Origin of the sequence: Bradyrhizobium sp. PMVTL-01 (assembly GCF_051861855.1) — a bacterium.
Classification (GTDB): domain Bacteria; phylum Pseudomonadota; class Alphaproteobacteria; order Rhizobiales; family Xanthobacteraceae; genus Bradyrhizobium.
The window spans coordinates 2,780,658-2,801,174 of the sequence record NZ_CP193982.1; the positions used below are offsets into that span (position 1 = coordinate 2,780,658).

The window sequence follows — 20,517 nt, forward strand, 5'->3', positions numbered from 1 at the left end:
AGCGTAGCTGACGCTATTCCATTTCCTGCTGAATCACACGGCCGAGCGCAAACAGGCGCTGGTCGATCGAGGTTGGAACCTCGCAGACGAAGCGCACCACCTTGTGACGGTCCTCGAAGATGCGGGTCTTCCAGATCAGCTCGTTGCTGAGCGACTCGATCTTGGCCTCGTCGCGCGGAGACGCGCTCTGCAGGGCCTGGAGCTGAAGCGTTTCCTCGCGGATCTTGTCGGCGGCGTCGCGCTGCTTGCGGCTGACGCGCTCGAGCCCGAGCATGACCTGGGAGCGCTGGACGTTGAGCGTGTCGAACAGGCCGGCGAACAGCAGCTTGGCGTTTGCAGTCTTATCGGCGGCGGAACCTGCGAGAAACTCCTTCACCATCTTTTCCGCCTCGTCCAGCGGCGTCTTGCGCGCGGCCAGCTTTGAGACCAGGGTGCTGACCTTGGCGTCGTCCTTCCACTTCGTCTCGGCGTCACCGAGCGCAGGACCGGCCCAGACGGCGGCAAGCGAGATCTCCGGCACTTTTGCCTGTGTGCAGGGCCAGTCCGGGAAGCGCGGATCGGCCGCGCGCGCGGCCGTGCTCGCAGCAGCGAGCACTAGGACAGCCGTCGCCAGAACCCGAACCTTCATCCTTCGCCTCCCGCAGGCGCCCGTCGCGCCAGCCCGCGCGAGGGATCATAGGCCAGAATTGCGCCGGTCATGAAGACGATTGTGCAGGCCGCGACCACTGCCAGCGAGACCCAGTTGATCTGTCCGTATAGCGCGAAGCGGATCAGCTCGACCGCATGGGTGAACGGATTGGCCGCGCAGAGATAATAGAGATAGGGGCTGCCCTCCTGCACCCGCCAGAGCGGATAGAGCGCGGAAGAGGCGAAGAACATGGGGAAGATCACGAAGTTCATGACGCCGGCGAAGTTTTCCAACTGCTTGATGCCCGAGGAGATCAGCATGCCGAGCGAGCCCAGCATCAGCCCGGACAGGATCAGCGCCGGCAGCACCGTGAGATAGCCCGATGGCGGCGGGGTGATGTCCCAGAACCAGGCGATCAGCAGGAAAGCATAGACCTGGAGCAGCGACACTGCGGTGCCCGCGAGCAGCTTGCAGAAGAGCAGGAAGCCGCGCGGCAGCGGGCTCACCAGCAGCGTGCGCATGTTGCCCATCTCGCGGTCATAGACCATCGACAGCGAGGACTGCATGCCGTTGAAGAGCTGGATCATCGCCATCAGCCCGGGCGCGATATAGACCTCGTAGAGAATGTAGGTCTCGTAGGGCGGGATGATGGAGATGCCGAGCACCTGGCGGAAGCCGGCGGCGAAGATGAACAGCCACACCAAAGGCCGCACCAGCGCCGAGACGAAGCGCTCGCGCTGATGCAGGAAGCGCAGGCCCTCGCGCCAGACGATGCCGGTGAGGCAGGTCATGTACTCCGCGGTCGAGAAACCGCGCGGCGCATCGCGCGTGGTGATGCTGCTCATGAGCCGCCTCCCGGCATGGTTTGCGCGCCGGTCAGGCGCATGAAGGCGGTGTTGACGTCCTGCGCGCCGGCCTCCGTAATCACGCGGCTCATCGGTCCCCGCGCCAGCACCTTGCCCTGGTGCAGCACCACGAGATCGTCGCCGGGCAGGATCTCGTCGAATAGGTGCGTGGCCCAGAGCACGCCGATGCCTTGCTCGGTCACGAGCTGACGGACATGGCTGATGATGTCGGCGCGCGCCTTGACATCCAGGCCGACGGTCGGCTCGTCCAGCAGCAACAGACGCGGCCGGTGCAGCAGCGCGCGGGCGATCTCCAGCCGGCGCATCTGGCCGCCGGAGAGGTCGCGGACCTTGCTGCCGGCGCGCTCGGAAAGCCCGATGCGGCCGAGCAGATCGGCACTGCGCGCGGCGGCTTCGCGGCGGCTGATGCCGTGCAGCGCGGCGTGATAGAGCAGGTTCTGCGTCAGCGACAGGTCGAGATCGAGCGTGCGCGGCTGGAACACGACGCCAAGCAGCCGCAGCGCCTCGCCAGGACTCTTGCTGACGTCATGCCCGAAAATGCCGACTTGGCCGGACTGGATGCCGAACAGCCGCGTGATCAGCGAGAACAGCGTGCTTTTGCCTGCGCCGTTGAGCCCGAGCAGCGCAGTGAAGCTCGCGGGCTGCACGTTGAAGGAGACGTCCATCAGCGCGCGGCGCGGGCCGTAGGAATGACTGACACCATCGATCGCGAGCGCCGGCACCGCGGCCGGATCGGGCTTCGGCGTGTCGCGCGGTTCGGTGATGGGAGCGGGGCTGGTCATGGCGTGATCGTGATGCCCCAGGGCAGTTCGCCCACCTGGATGGTCTTGATCACCTTTTGCGCGGCAACGTCGATGACGGACACGTCGTTCGACACGCCGTTGGTGGTGAGCAGGTATTTTTCGTCCGGCGTGAATGCCATGTGCCAGACGCGCTGTCCGACCAGCAGGTATTTCGTCACCTTGCGCGAGGCGACATCGACCACGGCGACGCGGTTGGCGGGGCCGAGCGCGACGAAGGCGGTCTTGTCGTCTTTGGTCATGCCGATGCCGACCGGCTGGATCGCCTCCTTCCGCAAGCCCGGAATCTCGAACGTGACCTTGCCGATCACCTCGTGCTTGCCGGGGTCGATCACCGATACGGTGCCGCCGATCTCCGAGGACACCCAGACTTCGGAAGAGTCATGCTTGAATTCGGCAAAGCGCGGGCGCGCATCGACCAGCACATTGGCGACGATCTGGCGCGAACTGGTGTCGATGAAGTGCGCCATGTTGGTGGTCTCGGACGTGTTGATCAGCATCTTGCCGTCGGGGCTGATGGTCATGCCTTCTGGCTCGACGCCGACCTGGATGTCGCCGAGGCGGGCGCGCTTCTCAAGGTCGATCACCGTCACCGTGTTGTCGTTCTCGTTGGCGACATAGAGAATTTTTCCCGCCGCATCTTGGGCAAACAGCTCGGGGTCGGGGCCGGAGGGCAGGCTGTCGACCACGCTTTGCGTCTTGGCGTCGATCAGCTGGATGGTGTCGTCGTCGCCGACCGCGACCATGACGAACTTGCCGTCGCGCGTGAACTCGATGCCGCGCGGGCGCTGGCCGACCTTGATGGTCTTGGTCACGGTCCAGCTGTCGGTATCGATCACCGAGACCGTGTTGCTCTTCTCGTTCGAGACATAAGCGATGAACGCATGCGCGGGCGCTGTCGCAAACGCTAGACCCGCCAGCAACGCTGCTCCCAGCTTACGCGACATCTGTCCGCGAGCTCGTTTCACCTCCCGCGCCTGCGGGGGAGGTCGCATCGCATCGTAAGATGCGATGCGGGAGAGGGCTCTTTCCTCGTGGGGAGTCTTCGTCGTGGAGACACCCTCTCCCCAACCCTCCCCCGCGAGCGGGGGAGGGGGCCCAGTGTCGTCGCGGTACCAGCTTGAACTCATCGCACAATGCTCACTTCAGCTTGCATTTGCTCTCCGGGCGGTCGTAGCCGAGCGTGTCGAGTTCGGAGACCTGGTGCAGGAAGCCTTCCTGCGGCGACACCGACACCACCATGCGGCCGTCGACCAGCAGGATCGGCTGGCGCAGCTGCAGGTTCCAGTCGCGCAAGGTGAGCCGCGTGCCCTTGAAGGCGGCCACCGAGAAGTCCGGGCCCTTGATGAAGCCGGTGACCTTGCTGACGTCGCCGGAATTGGTGCGCGAGGTGGCTTCGCCGATCATGCGCACCGCGGTCCAGGCCTGCATGTCGAGCGCGGTCATGCGCCGCGAATTCAGCTTGATGAAGCGGTTCTGCATCTGGATCGCGCCCCACTGGTCCTGCGACGCGTCCCAGCTGCGGGGCACGAGGCCGGCCGAGCCCGCGACGGGCCGCGGGTCCCAGGTGCGATAGGGCAGGTAGGCGCCGAACACCTCGCTCTCGTCGGCGGCGACCAGCACGTCGTGGGCGGGCGCCTGCTGCGTGAATACCGGCATCTGCCGCTGGATCTGCGTGACGCCGGAGTCGGTGCGCCGCGCGCCGCCTTTGTCCTCGAAGGTGCGCTCCTGCACGATCTTGGCGCCGAACCGCGTCGCGGTGCGCCGGAGCGCATCGGCGAACAGCTTGTCGTCCTCATGCGAGCCGACCACCAGCAGCCAGCGCGACCACTTCTTCCACACCAGATATTGCCCCAGCGCATCGGCCAGCATCGCTCGAGTCGGCGCGGTGTGGATCACATTTGCGCGGCAATCGGCCTCGCGCAGCCGCTCGTCGATCGCGCCGGCATTGAACAGCAACGTGCCGCGGTCGCGCAGGGCGTCGGCAACCTTCAAGAGCGCATCGGCCGGCAGATCGGCGATGATGAAACCGTTCTTCTCGGCGAGCGCGGTTGCGGCCTGCACCGCGTCTTCGCCTTCCTTGATGCGGCGCTCCTCCAGCGTAAACCGCTGGCCCGTGAATTTTCCGGTGGTGTTGTTGTCTTCGATGGCGAGGCGGGCGCCGGCGACGCCGTCGTTCTCGGCGGGCTGCTCGACCAGCGACAGCGTCGATCTGGTGCCGGCGACGCCGAGATAGCCGACGCCGATCGTGACAGGGTCGGCCGCGAGCGCGCTCGTCGCGGCAAGACTCCAGCCGATCAGGCCGACCAACCATCGGATCATATTTCCTCCAGGCATTCTCCCCGGCTTGACCGCCGGTGGAGAATTGTTTCTGCTTCAAACATGACCGATTTGTCAGGGCATGCAACCCCGCATTTCGTCCTTGCGCGCCTGAGGGCGGGAATCACGATCATGCGAGCATTATTGACGATCGCAGCTTTGGCGTTGACGGGATCGACCGCGTTGGCCGATCCGCCGAAGCTCGCCGTGTTTGATTTCGAGCTGATCGACACCAGCCTGCCCGGCGAGTTCTACGGCTCCAAGCCCGAGGAGGCGCGGCTCCAGCGCATCAGCGAGCAACTGCGCAAGGAATTGGCAGAGTCGGGCAAGTTCCAGGTGCTCGACATCGCGCCGGTCAGGGATGCCGCCCGTCGCGCGAACCTGCAGGCCTGTGGCGGCTGCGACCTCAAGCTCGCCGGGCAGCTGGGCGCCGAGCTCGAGATCACCGGCATGGTGCAGAAGGTCTCGAACCTGATCATCAATTTGAACATCTATCTGCGCGACGTGAAGACCGGCAACATGATCACCGCCGCAAGCGCCGACATGCGCGGCAACACCGACGAATCCTGGACGCGCACGATGAGCTACCTGATCCGCAACCGCCTGCTGGCGCCGAATTACGGCAAGCCGTGAGTAGGGCGGGAGAAGGGAAGGAAGATCACGCCGTCAATCTCGCCGCGTGCCAGTGCAGATGATCGCTCATGAAGGTCGAGATGAAATAATAGCTGTGGTCATAACCTGGCTGGCGCCGCAGCGTCAGCGGGATGTTGGCCTCGCTGCAGGCCGCGTCGAGCAGCTCGGGCTTGAGCTGCTCCTTCAGGAAATTGTCGGCATCGCCGTAGTCGACCAGGAAGCCGGAAAATTTCGCACCGTCCTCGATCAACGCCACCGCGTCGTGGTTGCGCCAGGTGTCCTTGTTCGGTCCGAGATAGCCGGTCAGGGCCTTGATGCCCCAGGGCACCTGCGATGGTGCGACGATCGGCGCGAATGCGCTGGCTGCGCGGTAGCGGTGCGGGTTGCGCAGCGCCACCGTCAGCGCGCCGTGGCCGCCCATCGAGTGTCCCATCACCGACTGCCGCTTGGCATCGACGGGAAAATTTCCCGCCACGAGCTTGGGCAACTCGTCCGTGACATAGCTCCACATGCGATAGTTGCGCGCGAACGGTTCCTGCGTCGCGTCGACATAGAAGCCGGCGCCGAGACCGAAATCATAGGCATTGTTGGCATCACCGGGCACGTCGGGCCCGCGCGGCGAGGTGTCGGGCGCGACGAAGATCAGGCCGAGCTCGGCGCAGGCCCTGCGGAATTCGCCCTTCTCGGTGACGTTGGCATGCGTGCAAGTGAGGCCGGAGAGGTACCAGACCACGGGCAGCTTGGCGCCGGCGGCATGCGGCGGAACATAAACCGAGAACACCATGTCGGTTCGGGTCGCCTGGCTGGCATGGCGATAGACGCCCTGCACGCCGCCGTAGGACTTGTTGGTCGAGACGGTCTGAATCGTCATGCCCTAAGCTCCAGTGGCATCCAACCACATCAACATTGCAACGCTTGTGTGACCGAAGTTGCGGCGGCGCGTGTCGTCAGGCGACGCCGCTGTCGATCGCCAGCCGGACCAGCTCGACCGAGGTCTTCACGCCGAGCTTCTGTCGCATGATCGAGGAGGTGTTGGCCACCGTCTTGTAGGACGACTGCACCAGCCAGGCGATCTCGGACAGGCTCTTGCCGGCGCTGAGCAGCCGCAAGATTTCCATCTCGCGTGCGTTCAGCTTCGACAGCGGGCTTTGCGCCAGCGTCGGCCCTGCGAAGGCGATGCTGCGCGCGATCGCGGTGGGCAGATAGGTGCCGCCGCCGCCGACCGCACGGATCGCCTCGACCAGATCGTCGGGGTCGCCGGTCTTGGAGACGTAGCCCTTGGCGCCGCATTCGATCGCGCGCGCGGCGAAAGCTGGGTCGTCGTTCATGCTGAACATGATGATGCGGGCCTCGGGCGCGCGCTCGAGGATGCGGCGTGCGAACTCGAAGCCGGACACCGTCGGCAGGTTGATGTCGATGATGCAGAGGTCGGGGCGCTCGACGATGAAGACGCTCTCGCCGTCTTCGGCGTCGGCGGCCTCCAGGATCTCGATCTCGCCCTCGTCGGCCAGCACGGCACGGCAGCCGGAGGCGACAATGGGATGATCGTCGACGATCAGAATGCGCATAGGCGTTTCCCCGTAACAGCGACGGCCTGTTGTCGCGCCGCATGATTCGAACAGGAGCGCCGCGCGCCCTCATGTCGCCTCATGCAACCCGGCCGGGATTGCTGTACGCTTTCGATTAGATATCGGGCGCTTCGTCCCTGTCAACGTCGTCAGACAGGCGCGGGCGAACCTTTCGCGAGGCACGGGCGGCATCAATGTGGCAGAATCTATCCTTGCGCGGGCGCATCAACCTGTTGCTGGCGCTGCTGCTGGCGCTGGGCCTCGCCGTGAATATCGGCCGCCAGGTCGCGGAGGCGGGGCCGCGCGTGCAGGCCGAGGACCAGAGCGTGATCCGCCTCGCGCGTGAATTCATCGAGATGATCGTGGCCGATCTCAACGAGGCGCCCGATCCGGATGCGCGGCTGAACCAGATGGCCCGCGATCTCAGCCGCCTGCGCCATGTCAGCATCGCGCTTCACGACTCCGGCGGGAACCCGTTGACGCCGCCGCGGCCTGACGCCGAGGACGACACGCGCGCCCCACCGGCGTGGTTCGTCAACCTGGTTCATCCCGAGCAGACCGCGGTGAACGTGCCGGTGTCGATCCGCGGCAGCCCGGGCTCGCTGCGGATCACCTCGCATCCCGACGACGAGACCGCCGAGATTTGGGACGGCATCGTGACCCAGCTCGAGGTCGGCTCGGTGGTCGCGCTCGCGCTGTTTTTCCTGATGATGAATGTGGTCGGCCGGGCGCTGGCACCGCTCCAGTCGCTGACGCAGGTGATGGGGAAGCTCGAAGGTGGGGACTACGAGGCGCGTGTCGCGCCGGGCGGCGCGCCGGAGCTCGCCGCGATCTGCACCCGGCTCAACCATCTTGCCGCGACGCTCGGCGAGGCGGTCGAGGACAAGCGGCGCCTCGCCGAGCGCGCGGTGTCGCTGCAGGACGTCGAGCGCAAGGAGATCGCGCGCGAATTGCATGACGAATTCGGGCCGTATCTGTTCTCGCTGCGCGCCCATGCCAGCGCGCTGGCAAAGCTCGCGGACGGCAAGGCGCCGAGTGCAGAGGCGGTGCGCAAGCATGGCAGCGCCCTCCTGGAGCAGATCAACGCGCTCCAGCAATTCACCCGCCGCGTGCTGGAGCGCCTGCGGCCCGTCGGCCTTGCCGAACTCGGCCTCGGCCAGGCGCTGGAATCACTGTCCCGGCTGTGGCGGGAGTCGCATCCCGACGTCACCATCGAGACCACGATCTCCCCGCGGCTGGGGACGACCGGCGAGACCGCGGACCTCACCATCTACCGCGTGGTGCAGGAGGCGCTCACCAACGTGTTCCGCCATGCCGGCGCCACCGCCGTCAAGGTCGTCATCGAGCCGGCGGAGCAACTGACGCGCGGTGGCCGCCTCTGCGCCCGCGTGCGGGTCAGCGACAACGGCCGCGGCATGCAGCCGGGCCAGAAGCTCGGCTTCGGCCTCGTCGGCATGCGCGAGCGGATTCTGGCGCTCGGCGGCACGCTCGACGTTGTCTCCGGCGACGGCGGCCTGACCATCGAGGCGCTGGTGCCGACGGCGGCGGCCTGATGGCGCGACACGATCGGGAAAAATTCCCGATTAGGTCGGGAAAACGTGTGCGGATATTATCCGACCTTTTGTGGCTGGCGCGTGAGTTCCTGCCGATTACACTCGTCGGCACCAACCGGCGAAAAGTCAGAACAGCCGGTGGTCACCGGTGGGGTGGGAAGGCGGGAATGGGCAAGCGTCTTAGGGGTAAGCGTCGTTTGTTGATGGTCTCGGTGTCGACGGGGCTGGTCTTTGCCAGCCCTGCCGGGGCCGCGCCGGAGGAGGAAACCAACGTCCAGAACCTGCCGCCGGTCGAGGTGACGGCGCCGTCGCCCTCGACTGCGAGGCGCACGACGCCATCCCGGCCGGTCGCGCGCACGGGAGCCTCGTCGTCGAACCGCCCCAAGCCACGCATCTATGTCTACCCGACCTCGCCAGGCACCGGCAGGGGTCTCGACGTCGACAAGGTCGCCTCGGCAATCAACGCGGTCGATGCCAACCAGATCAGGCGCACCGGCTCGCTCAACGTCACCGACGCGCTGCGCGACAACATCGCCGGCGTCAACATCACGGAGGTCACCGGCAATCCGTTTCAGCCGGATGTCGAGTTCCGTGGCTTCGTCGCCTCGCCCGTGACGGGCACGCCACAGGGACTTGCCGTGTACCAGAACGGCGTGCGCATCAACGAAGCCTTTTCGGATGCCGTCAACTGGGACCTGATCCCGACCGCTGCGATCAGGTCCGTGACGCTCGTTACCAACAACCCGGCTTTCGGGCTCAATGCGCTCGGCGGCGCGGTCAACCTGCAGATGAAGGACGGCTTCACCTATCAGGGTGCCGAGCTCGATCTGATGGGCGGCTCGTTCGGTCGCGTCCAGGGTTCGGCGCAATGGGGCAAGCAGGTCGACAAGAACTACGGCGTCTATGCCGCGCTCGAAGGCCTGCGCGACAACGGTTTCCGCAACTTCTCGCAATCGACCGTGCGGCGCTTCTACGGTGACGTCGGCTACAAGGAAGGCGACAGCGAATTCCACGTCAACATGGGCGTTGCCAAGAACGATTTCGGCGCCAGCGCCACCGTTCCGGCCGAGCTGCTCGACAAATATTGGGGCGCGACCTACACGACGCCGCAGACCACGAGCAACCGCGTCGGCTATCTCAATTTCACCGGCAAGGTCGATGCGACGCCGACCTGGACGCTGGAAGGCACCGCGCATCTGCGCAGATACGAGCAGAAGCTGGTCGATGGCAATCCGACCGACGTGCAGGAATGCGGTGCTGATCCGACGCTGCTCTGCTTCGGCAATGACACCACGCCCGCGAATGGCCCGGGCGGCGTGCAGCTCGCCAATCCTTTTGCGCCGGGAACGATCCTGGGCGAGATCGACCGCAGCTCGATACGGTCGACCACCTTCGGCGTGTCGGGGCAGGCCACCAACACCGACCAACTGTTCGGGCACGACAACCGGTTCGTGATGGGCGCAAGCTACGACGCCAGTGTGACGCGCTACAACGCGACCGCCGAGATCGGCACGATCGCAGAAAACTACGTCGTCAGCGGCAGCGGCCTGTTTCTCGGGCCGACCGGCGTGCCTGACACCGTCGCAGGTCCGGTCTCGCTGCGGACCGTCAATCAATATAACGGCCTCTACGCGATGGACACGTTCAACGTCACGGATGCCTTCGCCGTCACCGGCGGCGGCCGCTTCAACGTGGCGCGCATCACGCTGGAGGATCAGCTCGGCACCAGCCTCAACGGCGACCACACCTTCACCCGCTTCAATCCGGTGATCGGCGGCACCTACAAGATCACGCCCGAGCTGACGGCCTATGCCGGCTATTCCGAGACCAACCGCGTGCCGACGCCGCTCGAGCTCGGCTGCGCCGACCCGGTCCGGCCCTGCCTGCTGGCGGCGTTTCTGGTTTCGGACCCGCCGCTGAAGCAGGTCGTGTCCGAGAACGTGGAGGCCGGCTTTCGCGGCACCAAGGAGCTGAACATCGGCTCTCTTGGATGGAAGATCGGTGCGTTCCGCGCCACCAACTATGACGACATTGCCGCCGTTCCCGCGGTCGGACGCACCGGCTTCGGCTATTTCACCAATGTCGGCCGTACCAGGCGTCAGGGGCTCGAGGCCGAGGTCAATATCAAATCGCCCACGCTCCAGTTCCAGGCGAGCTACGCCTTCGTCGACGCACGCTATCTCGACGCTTTCGAGCTCGGCTCCGAAAGCCCGTTCAGGGATCCCGTGACCGAGACCATTCAGGTCCTGCCCGGCGACCAGATCCCCGCGATTCCCCGCCACCGGGTCAAGATCGGTATCGACTACAACGTCACCGACGTCTGGAAAGTCGGCGGCAACGCGCTGTTCGTTTCCAGCCAGTATTTCGTCGGCGACGAGTCCAATCAGTATTCGAAGCTGCCGTCCTATACCGTGTTCAACCTCCACACCTCGTATCAGGTGACGAAGAACATCCAGCTCTATGGCAAGCTCGACAACATCTTCGACAAGCGCTACGCCACCTACGGGCGGTTCTTCGACCGTGAAGCCTTGCCCGACTTCGCCAATGGCGGCGCCGAGTTCACGGACCCGCGCTCGCTGAGCCCGGCCCGGCCGCGCGCGTTCTACGCGGGGTTGCGCGTGACATTCTAGGCGCGCCGAGGTCCGGCCGTCCGCGTCACGGGCGAAGTGGGGGGTTAGAGCAGACATTGGTCCGCTCCTTGCGCAGACAGCTTGCTTCAAATATCCCGCCTCCGGCATCATGGATCCGGAGGCTTGCTTTGTCGTGTCATTGAAAAATCCGGACGCCGTCGCCGCTATCGTTGCAGCGCTCCGACACGTTTACGGTGACGAGGTTGCGCGCCTCATGCTCGTCGAGGGCATGAGCCTCGCCAACCTGATCGATACGATGTTTTCCGCACCCCTGACGCACCGCGAGGCGATCAGGGCCATCACCGACGGACTGGACGACTTCGTCATTTCACCGGACCTCGGCCGCATGTGGCACCTAAGGTACATCTATGCCGACGAGCCCGGCTCCCTCCATGTCGTGGACATGGAGATCGCCACGCCGAGCGGTACGTTGGTGAGCAAGGACGTCTGGCTTCGGCTGTCGTCCTAGAGAAGCGGCACGTCGTTTCGCTGCCGCATCTCCCGTCGTGAGGGATGGGATCGGCCATGTTCTACTTCAGGCCGATTGACTCAATGTTCATGATTTGTTCTTATGCTGCGCGTCCAGCCAAGGAGCGAGCCATGGACAACCGCATCAATGAAATCCGTAAAATCATCAGGGCGTTACGTGTGAGCATGCGTGAGGCCGAGGCCATCATGCATGAGCAAATCAACCGGAACGAAGACTGCACCTTCGTGGCCGAGGAGGTCATGAAGATGCGCGCCGTGATGAGCGGGCTCGTCCAGGAGCGGGCTGCTCTCGGGGACACCGACCCGATCGTCGTCGCCAGCCTCTTCGTTCCCCGCCGGCGGCCGGCGCCACGGCGCCTTGTTCCGCCGAGCCTTGTACCGCCAAGAGAGGTCGCGCGGGCATGAAAGGTGAGAGGCCGACTTACTTCTCCGATATGCAGGAGCCCCCGGAGTTCCTGAAAGCTCTCGAGCATGTGCGGCGCCTGTCCTGCCTCGAAGGCTGGTGCCGCATGCACATCGAGGCGATCCAGGTCGCGATCGATCAATACGCTGAAGCAGCTCTCGGCAATCGGGAGTTCTTCCTCAACAAGCCGCACAGCATCGGCGAGAGGCGCAGGAGCGGCGAGGTGCCGTAGGATGGGAGGCGTCCTGCGCCGAATGCCGGCGCTGCAGCTTTTACTGATCGGAAACCATGTCAAATGATCCGAAAACTTTAACGAAACTGTTCGGCTGCCTCCGCGTCAGTTCGGCGGAGGGTCCGTCCGATGACAGAGCACCAGTTGAAAGAGCGGCAATTCCAGATCGCGCGTTACCGTCGCCTGGAGCGGGAAGTGACCGACCCGCTTGCCGCGTGTCTGCTTCACAGCATCATTGAGGAGCTTGAAGAGGAGCTGCACAGGGACGTCCCGGATTGTCACGGGCCGCGTGATTAACGCTTTCTTAGCGCTGCTCATGCGGATTATTCGTGGGGGACTACGAGGGGAGACTGCTCCCATGCTGAAGGACGGTACCTACGCGGCTTGGTACAAGACGCCAATCGATCAAGGCACCGGAATCGTCCATGTTGCAGACGGCCAGATCTGGGGCCGCGACAGCCTGATGACCTATCACGGCTCCTGCAAGGTCGATGGAGACCGTTTCACCGCCACACTGTCGACGAAGCGTCATACCGACGGACGCGCGACGATCTTCGGTATTGAGGACGAGCTGACGCTGGACATCGAGGGAAGCTGCCCCGGCAAGATCGCGACCTACACGGCGACGGCACAACAAGTGCCAGGAATGGTTCTCCGTGGTACGCTCATTTTGACCGAGCCGCCGGCGGCGTCCGCGCAAGCCGAGCGGGTGCCGGCGTTCAACCCCGACAAGCTTCCAAAGCTTCCGAAGCTGCCCAGGCGCCCGCGCTGACGGCGGGAGCCATTTCCGGCGCCTCGCATCCACCTGCCGCGCCCCCGAGCTGCGCAATTCTGCAGATTCAGCACCCGTACTGCCGCTTCTCAAACGGCCCGCGACCCGCCATTGTGCCACTGCTAAAGCATCACCCGGAGCAGCATCGCATGTCGGACAAGGTCTCGCGTCGCCAGTTTGCCGCGCTGGCGGGATTGTCCGCGGCAGCCATCGCAAATCCTCTGGAAGGCGCCGAAGCGAAGCCGGCGGCAGCAGCCTCGCGCGACAGCGGCTTTCCGGCAGGCTTTCTCTGGGGCACGGCGACCTCGTCCTATCAGATCGAGGGCGCGGTCGACGAGGGCGGGCGAGGGATCTCGATCTGGGACAAGTTCGTTCGCATTCCCGGCAAGATCGAGGACGGCTCGACCGGCGACCGCGCCAACGAGCACTACCATCGCTACAAGGAGGATATCGCGCTCATCAAGGAACTCGGCTGCAAGGCCTATCGCTTCTCGGTCGCCTGGCCGCGGGTGTTCCCTGATGGGGCCGGCAAGCCGAACGCTGGCGGGCTCGACTTCTACAATCGGCTCATCGACGAGCTGCTCAGGAACGGCATCGAGCCGTGGGCGACGCTCTATCATTGGGATCTGCCGCAATCGCTGCAGGACCGCTTCGGCGGCTGGCGCTCGACCGAGACCTGCAAGATTTTTGGCGACTATGCGGCCTATGTCGCCGAGCGCCTGACCGACCGCGTCAAGAACGTGTTCACGCTGAACGAGAGCGGCCGCTTCGTGCAGTTCGGCTACGGCCTCGGCATCGACGCGCCCGGCATGACGCTGCCGCAAAGAGAGGTCAACCAGATCAGGCACAACAGCGCGCTCGCGCACGGGCTTGCGGTTCAGGCGGTGCGGGCCCATGGCCGCCACGGCACCAGGGTGGGTCCTGCCGAGAACATCGACGTCTGCGTTCCCGCGATCGACACGCCCGAGCATGTCCAGGCCGCCGAGATCGCCCTGCGCGAGATGAATGCCGGCTATCTCAACGTCATCATGGAAGGCCGCTATACCGACGCGTTCCTGAAATATGCCGGCGCCGATGCGCCGAAGTATACCGAGGCCGAGCTGAAGATCATCTCCTCGCCGGTCGATTTCCTCGGTCTCAACATCTACGCGCCCCAGAACTATGTGGTTCCGTCAGAGGAGGGCGCGGGCTTCATGCCGCTGCCGATCCCGAAATCGTTCCCGCACATGAGTTCGAACTGGCTCCGCGTCGCGCCGGAGACGATCTACTGGGTGCCGAAGCTTGCGGCAAAGATCTGGAAGACGGATGCGATCTACATCACCGAGAATGGCACCTCCGGCGACGATGTGGTTTCGCCCGACGGCAAGATCTACGACACCGACCGCATCATGTATCTGCGCAATTATCTCGCCCAGCTGCAGCGCGCCACCGCCGAGGGCGTGCCGGTGCGCGGCTATTTCCTCTGGAGCCTGATGGACAATTTCGAATGGGTGTTCGGCCTCAGCAAGCGCTTCGGCCTCTATCACGTCAACTTCGACACCCAGGTGCGAACCGCAAAGCTCAGCGCGAGTTTCTACCGCAACGTCATCGCGAAGAACGCCGCGGGGGTTTGATCACTTCGCCTCTCCCCGCGCGCGGGCAGAGGCCGGATTTTACGCGCAGCGGAAAATCGGGTGAGGGGGAGCCTCCGCGAGTCCGTCTGTTACCGTTTTTTTTGCCGAGGCAGCTCCTCACCCCAACCCTCTCCCTAAGAACAGGGAGAGGAGTGCAGCAGCGCGCATTGACTCCATTCGGCGCCTGATTCACAACGCCTCTCAACACCAACAACAAGAGGACAACGCCAATGGCTGACGCGCTGATCATCGATGCCTGCCGCACCCCGCGAGGCGTCGGCAAGGCCGGCAAGGGAGCTCTGTCGGGCATTCATCCGCAGCAGCTGGGAGCAACCGTGCTGCGTGCGCTCGCCGATCGCACCGGCATCAATACCGCCGAGGTCGACGACATCGTCTGGGGCTGCAGCGCGCAGGTTGCGACCCAAAGCGGCGATCTCGGCCGCATGTCGGCGCTCGATGCCGGCTATGACGTGCGCGCCAGCGCGGTGACGCTGGACCGCTTCTGCGGCAGCGGCATCACCAGCGTCAACATGGCGGCGAGCTCGATCATGGCGGGCGCCGAAGACCTCGTCATCGCCGGCGGCTGCGAGATGATGTCGATGGAAGGGCGGCGCGGCGGCGGGCCGATGATGATGGACTCCGGCAATCTGCGCCTGCGGGCACGGCATCCGCAGTCGCATCAGGGCGTCTGCGCCGATGCGATCGCGACTCTCGAAGGGATCACGCGCCAGGATGTCGACGCCCTCGGGCTCGAGAGCCAGAAGCGCGCCGCGCATGCCATGGCGAACGGCCATTTCAAGAAGAGCCTCGTACCCGTGCATCGCGAGGACGGGAGCCTCGCGCTCGACCACGAAGAATATCCGCGGCCGCAGACCACGATGGAGGGTCTCAGCAGCCTGAAGCCGGCCTTCCCCGCCATCGCCGATTACGCGCTCGACGACAAGGGCACGACCTATCGCGGCCTCATCCTGCAGAAATATCCGGACCTGAAGATCGACTTCGTGCATCACGCCGGAAACTCGTCCGGCGTCGTCGACGGCGCCGCCGCGATCCTCCTGGCTTCGCCCGCCTATGCCAAGGCGCATGGCCTTAAAGCCCGCGCCCGTGTCGTCGCCATGGCGAACATGGGGGACTCGCCGACCCTGATGCTGAACGCACCGGTGCCGGCGACGCGCAAGGTGCTGGCGAAGGCGGGGCTCACCATCGACGACATCGACCTGTTCGAGATCAACGAGGCCTTTGCGGTGGTCGCGGAAAAATACATCCGCGACCTCAAGCTCGACCGCGCCAAGGTCAACGTCAATGGCGGCTCGATCGCGCTCGGCCATCCCATCGGCGCGACCGGCTCGATCCTGATCGGCACCGTGCTCGACGAGCTCGAGCGGCGCGACATGAAGCGCGGTCTCGTCACGATGTGTGCCGCCGGCGGCATGGCGCCCGCCATCATCATCGAGCGCGTGTAGCCTGTTCACCTCGCCCCGCTTGCGTGGGGAGGTCGGATTCATGCAATGCGGGCGAGGGGGACTCTCCGCGCACTGAACTCTCACCGTCTTTGCTGAAGCAGCCCCTCACGCCCACCCTCTCCCCGCAAGAACGGGGAGAAGGAGAGCACCTGCAAAAGCGGCTGCAGTGCGATCCAACCCTTATTTTTCAGGGTGAATCGCGCGCCCTCGTTCGCTCGTAGCTTGTCGAAAGGCGCGAATCAGCTTTAGCAAGGTTGCGTGCGGGCCTTTGAAACAAGGTAAAATCCGCTGTCAGAGGCTTCTTCCGCTCCGGAAGTAGCTAAAAAGCAGGGTTTTTTGCCACAGGGGGCCAAAAAAGCCCGTAAAATCGCGACAAAACTGTGCAGAGGGCTATAGGCCTTCGCCGCTTGGTCTAATATGCAACCGGCAACGAATCAGAGGAGACACGATGCCAGCCCAAATGTCGAAATCGCAGTTGATCGAAAAGATTGCGACCGCCACCGAGCTTTCCAAGCGCGACGTCAAGAGTGTCATGGAGACGCTGACCGACGTCGGCCACAAGGAGCTCAAGAAGAACGGCCTGTTCCTGGTGCCGGGTTTCGCCAAGTTCGTGGTCATCAAGAAGCCCGCGACCAAGGCGCGCAAGGGCACCAACCCGTTCACGGGTGAGGAGATGATGTTCAAGGCCAAGCCGGCCCGGAAGATCGTCCGCGCCCGCCCGGTCAAGGCTGCCAAGGACGCCGTGGCCTGATACCGCAAAGGCCCCCTCGCACCGAGGGGGCCTTTTGTTTGGGGCAGCCGCGGGGGCCTGAGACGGAGGGGCTCAACCCTTGCGGCGCTTCACCCGGACCGGGACCGGCTCAAGCCGCGGCTCGGGCCCTGCAAGCGCATCGCGAACCCGGTCGATGGCGCGATCGAGCAGCTGGCGCAGCCGCTGCGTCCTGCGCGATCTCTTCGCTTTTTCCAGCAGTTTCTTCATCGCATCACTCCGCCGCTTCGACGTTCGCATCGACTTGGGCCGCCGCCGGCTCGAGCGCTGCGGCGATGGCCTCGTCGACGCGCTCCAGCCAGATGAATTCGAGGGTGTCCCGCGCGCTCTTCGGGATGTCGTCATAATCCCGCTTGTTGCGCGCCGGCAGCATCACCCGCTTCAGCCCGGCGGCGGCCGCAGCCACCACCTTCTCCTTGATGCCGCCGACCGGCAGCACCAGACCGCGCAGCGAGATCTCGCCCGTCATCGCGGTGTCGCTGCGCACCGTGCGATTGGTGAGCAGCGACGTCAGCGCCGTGAACATCGCCACACCCGCGCTCGGTCCGTCCTTCGGGGTCGCCCCCGCGGGGACGTGAACGTGGATGTCGCTCTTCTCGAACACGGACGGATCGATGCCGAGCTGCGAGGCCCGGCTCTTCACCAGCGTCAGCGCCGCCTGCACGCTCTCGCGCATGACCTCGCCGAGTTGGCCGGTCAGGATCATGCCGCCGCGGCCGGGCACGCGCGAAGCCTCGATGAACAGGATGTCGCCGCCGACCGGCGTCCAGGCAAGGCCGGTGGCCACGCCCGGAATGCTGGTGCGCTGCGCGATCTCGCCCTCGAAGCGCGGCTGGCCGAGCACGGTGGCGATGTCCTTCGTCGTCACCGCGACCTTGGCAGCCGTGCCTTCGGCGACCTGCACCGCGGCATGGCGGAACACCTTGCCGATCTCGCGCTCCAGGTTACGGACGCCGGCTTCGCGGGTGTAGCCCTTGATGATCAGCTTCAGCGCCTCCGGCTCGATCTCGGCCTGCTCGGCCGAGAGGCCGTTGGCCTCGAGCTGCCGCCGCACCAGGTAGCGCCGCGCGATCTCCAGCTTCTCGTCCTCAGTGTAACCGGCGAGGCTGATCAGCTCCATGCGGTCCAGCAGCGGACCCGGAATCTGGTCCAGCATGTTGGCGGTCGCGATGAACACCACGCGCGACAGGTCGAAGGGCACGCCCAGGTAATTGTCCCGGAACGTCCCGTTCTGCTCGGGGTCGAGCACCTCCAGCATGGCTGCGGAGGGATCGCCCTGCACGCCGCGGCCCATCTTGTCGATCTCATCCAGCATCATGACGCAGTTGCGGCTGCCCGCCTTCTTGATGCCTTGGATGATGTTGCCGGGCAGGGCACCGATATAGGTGCGCCGGTGACCGCGGATCTCGGCCTCGTCATGCACGCCCCCTAAGCTGACGCGCACGAAGGGGCGATCCATCGCGCGGGCGATGGACTGGCCGAGCGAGGTCTTGCCGACGCCGGGCGGGCCGACGAAGCACAGGATCGGGGCCTTGCCCTGCGGGGCGAGCTTGCGCACCGCCAGATATTCGATGATCCGGCTCTTGATCTTCTCCAGGCCGAAATGATCGGCATCCAGGATGCGACGCGCCTCCTTGATGTCGATCGGCTTCTCCGCCGGCAGCGCCCAAGGCAGCTCGATCAGCCAGTCGAGGTAGGTGCGGACCATGCCGGCTTCGGCGGCCGCCTCGGGCATGCGCTCGTAGCGGCGCAGCTCCTTCTTGGCATGCGCCTCCGCTTCCGGAGGCATGTTCGCCTTGGCGATGGCAGCCGTCAGCTCGGTGACCTCGGCGGCCTTGCCGTCGCCTTCGCCGAGCTGGCGCTGGATGGTCGCCAACTGCTCGCGCAGGATCGCCTCGCGCTGTCGCTCGTCGAACGTGGCCTTGGTCTTCTGGCCGATCTCGTTGCTGATGCGCAGCACCTCCAGCCGCTCGGCCAGGTGCTTCGACACCTTCTCGACGCGCAAGGCGAGGTCGATGGTCTCCAAGACCTCCTGCTTGTCCTGAGGCTTGATATCCATGAACGAGGTCGCCAGGTCGGCCAGCGCGCCGGGCGCGGTGGTGCCCTGGAACATCGCGACCAGCTCGGGCGGCGCCTGCGGCAGCAGCTCGATCGCCTCGATCGCCTGGCGCTGCAGGTTCAGCGCGCGCGCCTCGATCTCGGGCGAGTTCGTGGTCGGCTCCGGAATCTGCTGGATGCGCGCGGCCGGGAACGGCGTCCCCGGCAGGAAGTCGAGGATGCGGGCGCGCTGCACGCCCTGGCAGACGATGTGATGCGTGCCGTCGGGCGCGGTGATGTAGCGCACGATGTTGGCGATAGTGGCAACCCGGTAGAGGTCGTCCGGCCCGGGGTCCTCGATCTGCGGGCTGCGCTGCAGGACGATGCCGACCGGCCGCTGCTCGCGCAGCGCCTGCTGCGCGGCGGCGATCGACTTCGCCCGGCCGATCGCGATCGGCGCGATGGCGCCGGGAAACAGCACCATCTCGCGCACGGGGATGATGATCAGTGCGTCCTCGGGGATCTTCACGTCGGAGCCGTTTTGGGAATTGGTCTGTGCGTTATTCATCGGTTCGGTGGCCATGATCGACCTCAGGATTTGGCGAGGCGCAGTGCGACGCAGCCGTCCATCACGAAGCGGCTGATGGCGTAGCGGCCGAGGGGCAATGCAATGCGGCGCTCAAAACGCCCCTGCGGCAGCTCGAGCCGGTGGATGCGGGCCTTGCGAAGCTCCGGCGGCAGCGTGCGCTGGCCGGAAATCACGAGCACGCCGTCATGGATGACCGTCTCGACATTGTCCGGATTGACGCCGGGAAGCGCGACCAGGATCAAAAGCTCATGCTCGGTCTCGAGCACGTCGATCGGCGGCTCCCAGCAGGCTTCCTGGCGGCCGAACTGGTGCCGCAGCCGCTCGGCACGCGTCAGCGAGTCCAGGGCTTCGGACAGCATCCAGTCGAGGGGATTTTTGGGTTGCATGATGCGGACCTGGGGGCTGGGAAAGCCTGCATATGGGGCCGGTTCCGGGGAAGTCCAGTGCAGTGCTGCTGACGTGCCATGCGCCATCGTGCGATCCCACAAGCAAACGCCGCGGCAAGGCCGCGGCGTTCTGTCATGAGAGCGGACAGCATCAGGCCGCGGCGCGATACTCGTCTTCCGCTTCGAGGTTGATGACGGAGGTGGCGAGCTCGGTCAGCGTGCGATCGGTCGCCTCTTCCTCGTCCAGCGTCTCCTGGAGCAGCCTTGCTGCGTCCTGCATGCCGAGCTCCTCGGCCCAGGTGCGCAGCGTGCCGTAGCGGGAGATTTCGTAATGCTCGACCGACTGGGCGGACGCGAGCAGTCCGGCGTCGAGGGCGGGGGCTCCCTTGAATTCCTTCATGATCTCGGCGCCCTCGTCCGCGATGCCGTTGATGGCCTCGCAGGGCTTGCCGCGCGCGGGTTTGCCCAACATCCGGAAGATCTGGTCGAGGCGCTTGACCTGACCCTGGGTCTCGCGCAGATGCTTGTTGAAGGCAGCCGCGAGGTCCTTGGACTGCGCGGCCTTGGCCATCTTCGGCAAGGTCTTGATGATCTTGTTCTCGGCGAAATAGATGTCCTTCAGCGTTTCCAGAAACAGATCGCTGAGCATCTTCGGCGCCTGACGCGGCCGGCGCGCCGCGGTCTTCTTGCTTGTTCGTTTCTTCGCTCGTTTAGCCATACGTCCTCCTCTTGAGGTGACACGGGAAGGCGTCTCCTTCCTTGATCCT

General features: G+C 65.1%; 22 protein-coding genes. 11 read left to right on the forward strand and 11 right to left on the reverse strand.

Features of this window, described 5'->3' with window-relative positions; translation table 11 throughout:
• Nucleotides 1-13: 13 nt before the first annotated feature.
• From ACRQ5Q_RS12600 to ACRQ5Q_RS12620, 5 genes are all read right to left on the reverse strand, one after another.
• Nucleotides 14-628 carry a hypothetical protein gene (locus tag ACRQ5Q_RS12600; RefSeq protein WP_439369716.1) on the reverse strand — a complete coding sequence of 205 codons (615 nt, stop codon included), beginning with the start codon at nt 626-628 and terminating at the stop codon, nt 14-16.
• Nucleotides 625-1,473 carry an ABC transporter permease gene (locus tag ACRQ5Q_RS12605; protein WP_439369715.1) on the reverse strand — a complete coding sequence of 283 codons (849 nt, stop codon included), beginning with the start codon at nt 1,471-1,473 and terminating at the stop codon, nt 625-627. Before ACRQ5Q_RS12605 ends, ACRQ5Q_RS12600 begins: the two co-directional genes overlap by 4 nt.
• Nucleotides 1,470-2,276, reverse strand: coding sequence for an ABC transporter ATP-binding protein (locus ACRQ5Q_RS12610; RefSeq protein WP_439369714.1), 807 nt, complete (start codon nt 2,274-2,276; stop codon nt 1,470-1,472). Before ACRQ5Q_RS12610 ends, ACRQ5Q_RS12605 begins: the two co-directional genes overlap by 4 nt.
• Nucleotides 2,273-3,241, reverse strand: coding sequence for a YVTN family beta-propeller repeat protein (locus tag ACRQ5Q_RS12615; RefSeq protein WP_439369713.1), 969 nt, complete (start codon nt 3,239-3,241; stop codon nt 2,273-2,275). Before ACRQ5Q_RS12615 ends, ACRQ5Q_RS12610 begins: the two co-directional genes overlap by 4 nt.
• A 193-nt stretch (nt 3,242-3,434) precedes the next feature.
• Nucleotides 3,435-4,616, reverse strand: coding sequence for an ABC transporter substrate-binding protein (locus tag ACRQ5Q_RS12620; protein WP_439369711.1), 1,182 nt, complete (start codon nt 4,614-4,616; stop codon nt 3,435-3,437).
• A gap of 60 nt (nt 4,617-4,676) precedes the next feature.
• Between ACRQ5Q_RS12620 and ACRQ5Q_RS12625 the strand changes: the two genes are divergently transcribed.
• Entirely contained in the window at nt 4,677-5,246 is a 570-nt protein-coding gene (locus ACRQ5Q_RS12625) for a DUF3280 domain-containing protein (RefSeq protein WP_439369710.1), read from the forward strand.
• Nucleotides 5,247-5,271: 25 nt separating this feature from the next.
• Here ACRQ5Q_RS12625 and fghA read toward each other — a convergent pair whose 3' ends face one another.
• Nucleotides 5,272-6,117, reverse strand: a complete 846-nt coding sequence (fghA, locus tag ACRQ5Q_RS12630) for an S-formylglutathione hydrolase (protein WP_439398070.1) — start codon at nt 6,115-6,117, stop codon at nt 5,272-5,274.
• A gap of 76 nt (nt 6,118-6,193) precedes the next feature.
• On the reverse strand, nt 6,194-6,814 hold the full coding sequence (locus ACRQ5Q_RS12635) for a response regulator (RefSeq protein ID WP_439369708.1): 621 nt from the start codon (nt 6,812-6,814) through the stop codon (nt 6,194-6,196).
• Between the two features lie 194 nt (nt 6,815-7,008).
• On the opposite strand from ACRQ5Q_RS12635, the gene ACRQ5Q_RS12640 reads away from it, so the two are divergent.
• The 10 genes from ACRQ5Q_RS12640 to ACRQ5Q_RS12685 all read left to right on the forward strand — a co-directional run bounded on the left by ACRQ5Q_RS12640 (nt 7,009) and on the right by ACRQ5Q_RS12685 (nt 16,720).
• Nucleotides 7,009-8,367, forward strand: coding sequence for a histidine kinase (locus ACRQ5Q_RS12640; RefSeq protein WP_439398072.1), 1,359 nt, complete (start codon nt 7,009-7,011; stop codon nt 8,365-8,367).
• Between the two features lie 167 nt (nt 8,368-8,534).
• The gene (locus ACRQ5Q_RS12645; protein WP_439398074.1) at nt 8,535-10,997 is read left to right on the forward strand and encodes a TonB-dependent receptor; all 2,463 of its coding nucleotides are present in this window, start codon (nt 8,535-8,537) and stop codon (nt 10,995-10,997) included.
• A gap of 109 nt (nt 10,998-11,106) precedes the next feature.
• A complete protein-coding gene (locus tag ACRQ5Q_RS12650) occupies nt 11,107-11,466 on the forward strand; it encodes a hypothetical protein (RefSeq protein ID WP_439369705.1) in 360 nt (119 codons plus the stop codon).
• Between the two features lie 131 nt (nt 11,467-11,597).
• Nucleotides 11,598-11,891, forward strand: a complete 294-nt coding sequence (locus tag ACRQ5Q_RS12655; protein ID WP_439369704.1) for a hypothetical protein — start codon at nt 11,598-11,600, stop codon at nt 11,889-11,891.
• Complete coding sequence (locus ACRQ5Q_RS12660; RefSeq protein ID WP_439398076.1) at nt 11,888-12,121, forward strand: hypothetical protein; 234 nt, start codon at nt 11,888-11,890, stop codon at nt 12,119-12,121. Before ACRQ5Q_RS12655 ends, ACRQ5Q_RS12660 begins: the two co-directional genes overlap by 4 nt.
• 129 nt (nt 12,122-12,250) lie before the next feature.
• On the forward strand, nt 12,251-12,418 hold the full coding sequence (locus tag ACRQ5Q_RS12665; RefSeq protein WP_439369702.1) for a hypothetical protein: 168 nt from the start codon (nt 12,251-12,253) through the stop codon (nt 12,416-12,418).
• A gap of 61 nt (nt 12,419-12,479) precedes the next feature.
• Nucleotides 12,480-12,893, forward strand: a complete 414-nt coding sequence (locus ACRQ5Q_RS12670; RefSeq protein WP_439398078.1) for a hypothetical protein — start codon at nt 12,480-12,482, stop codon at nt 12,891-12,893.
• Nucleotides 12,894-13,042: 149 nt separating this feature from the next.
• A complete protein-coding gene (locus ACRQ5Q_RS12675; RefSeq protein WP_439398080.1) occupies nt 13,043-14,506 on the forward strand; it encodes a GH1 family beta-glucosidase in 1,464 nt (487 codons plus the stop codon).
• Between the two features lie 230 nt (nt 14,507-14,736).
• Nucleotides 14,737-15,969, forward strand: a complete 1,233-nt coding sequence (locus ACRQ5Q_RS12680) for an acetyl-CoA C-acetyltransferase (protein ID WP_439398082.1) — start codon at nt 14,737-14,739, stop codon at nt 15,967-15,969.
• 448 nt (nt 15,970-16,417) lie between these two features.
• Nucleotides 16,418-16,720, forward strand: coding sequence for an HU family DNA-binding protein (locus ACRQ5Q_RS12685; RefSeq protein WP_008139488.1), 303 nt, complete (start codon nt 16,418-16,420; stop codon nt 16,718-16,720).
• A 72-nt stretch (nt 16,721-16,792) separates the two neighbouring features.
• On the opposite strand, the gene ACRQ5Q_RS12690 is transcribed toward ACRQ5Q_RS12685, so the two are convergent.
• From ACRQ5Q_RS12690 to ACRQ5Q_RS12705, 4 genes are all read right to left on the reverse strand, one after another.
• The gene (locus tag ACRQ5Q_RS12690; RefSeq protein ID WP_439369697.1) at nt 16,793-16,948 is read right to left on the reverse strand and encodes a hypothetical protein; all 156 of its coding nucleotides are present in this window, start codon (nt 16,946-16,948) and stop codon (nt 16,793-16,795) included.
• A gap of 4 nt (nt 16,949-16,952) precedes the next feature.
• Entirely contained in the window at nt 16,953-19,358 is a 2,406-nt protein-coding gene (lon, locus tag ACRQ5Q_RS12695; protein ID WP_439369695.1) for an endopeptidase La, read from the reverse strand.
• 8 nt (nt 19,359-19,366) lie between these two features.
• Entirely contained in the window at nt 19,367-19,750 is a 384-nt protein-coding gene (locus tag ACRQ5Q_RS12700; RefSeq protein ID WP_439398084.1) for an Hsp20/alpha crystallin family protein, read from the reverse strand.
• Nucleotides 19,751-19,901: 151 nt separating this feature from the next.
• The gene (locus tag ACRQ5Q_RS12705) at nt 19,902-20,468 is read right to left on the reverse strand and encodes a YciE/YciF ferroxidase family protein (protein ID WP_439369693.1); all 567 of its coding nucleotides are present in this window, start codon (nt 20,466-20,468) and stop codon (nt 19,902-19,904) included.
• Nucleotides 20,469-20,517: the final 49 nt, after the last annotated feature.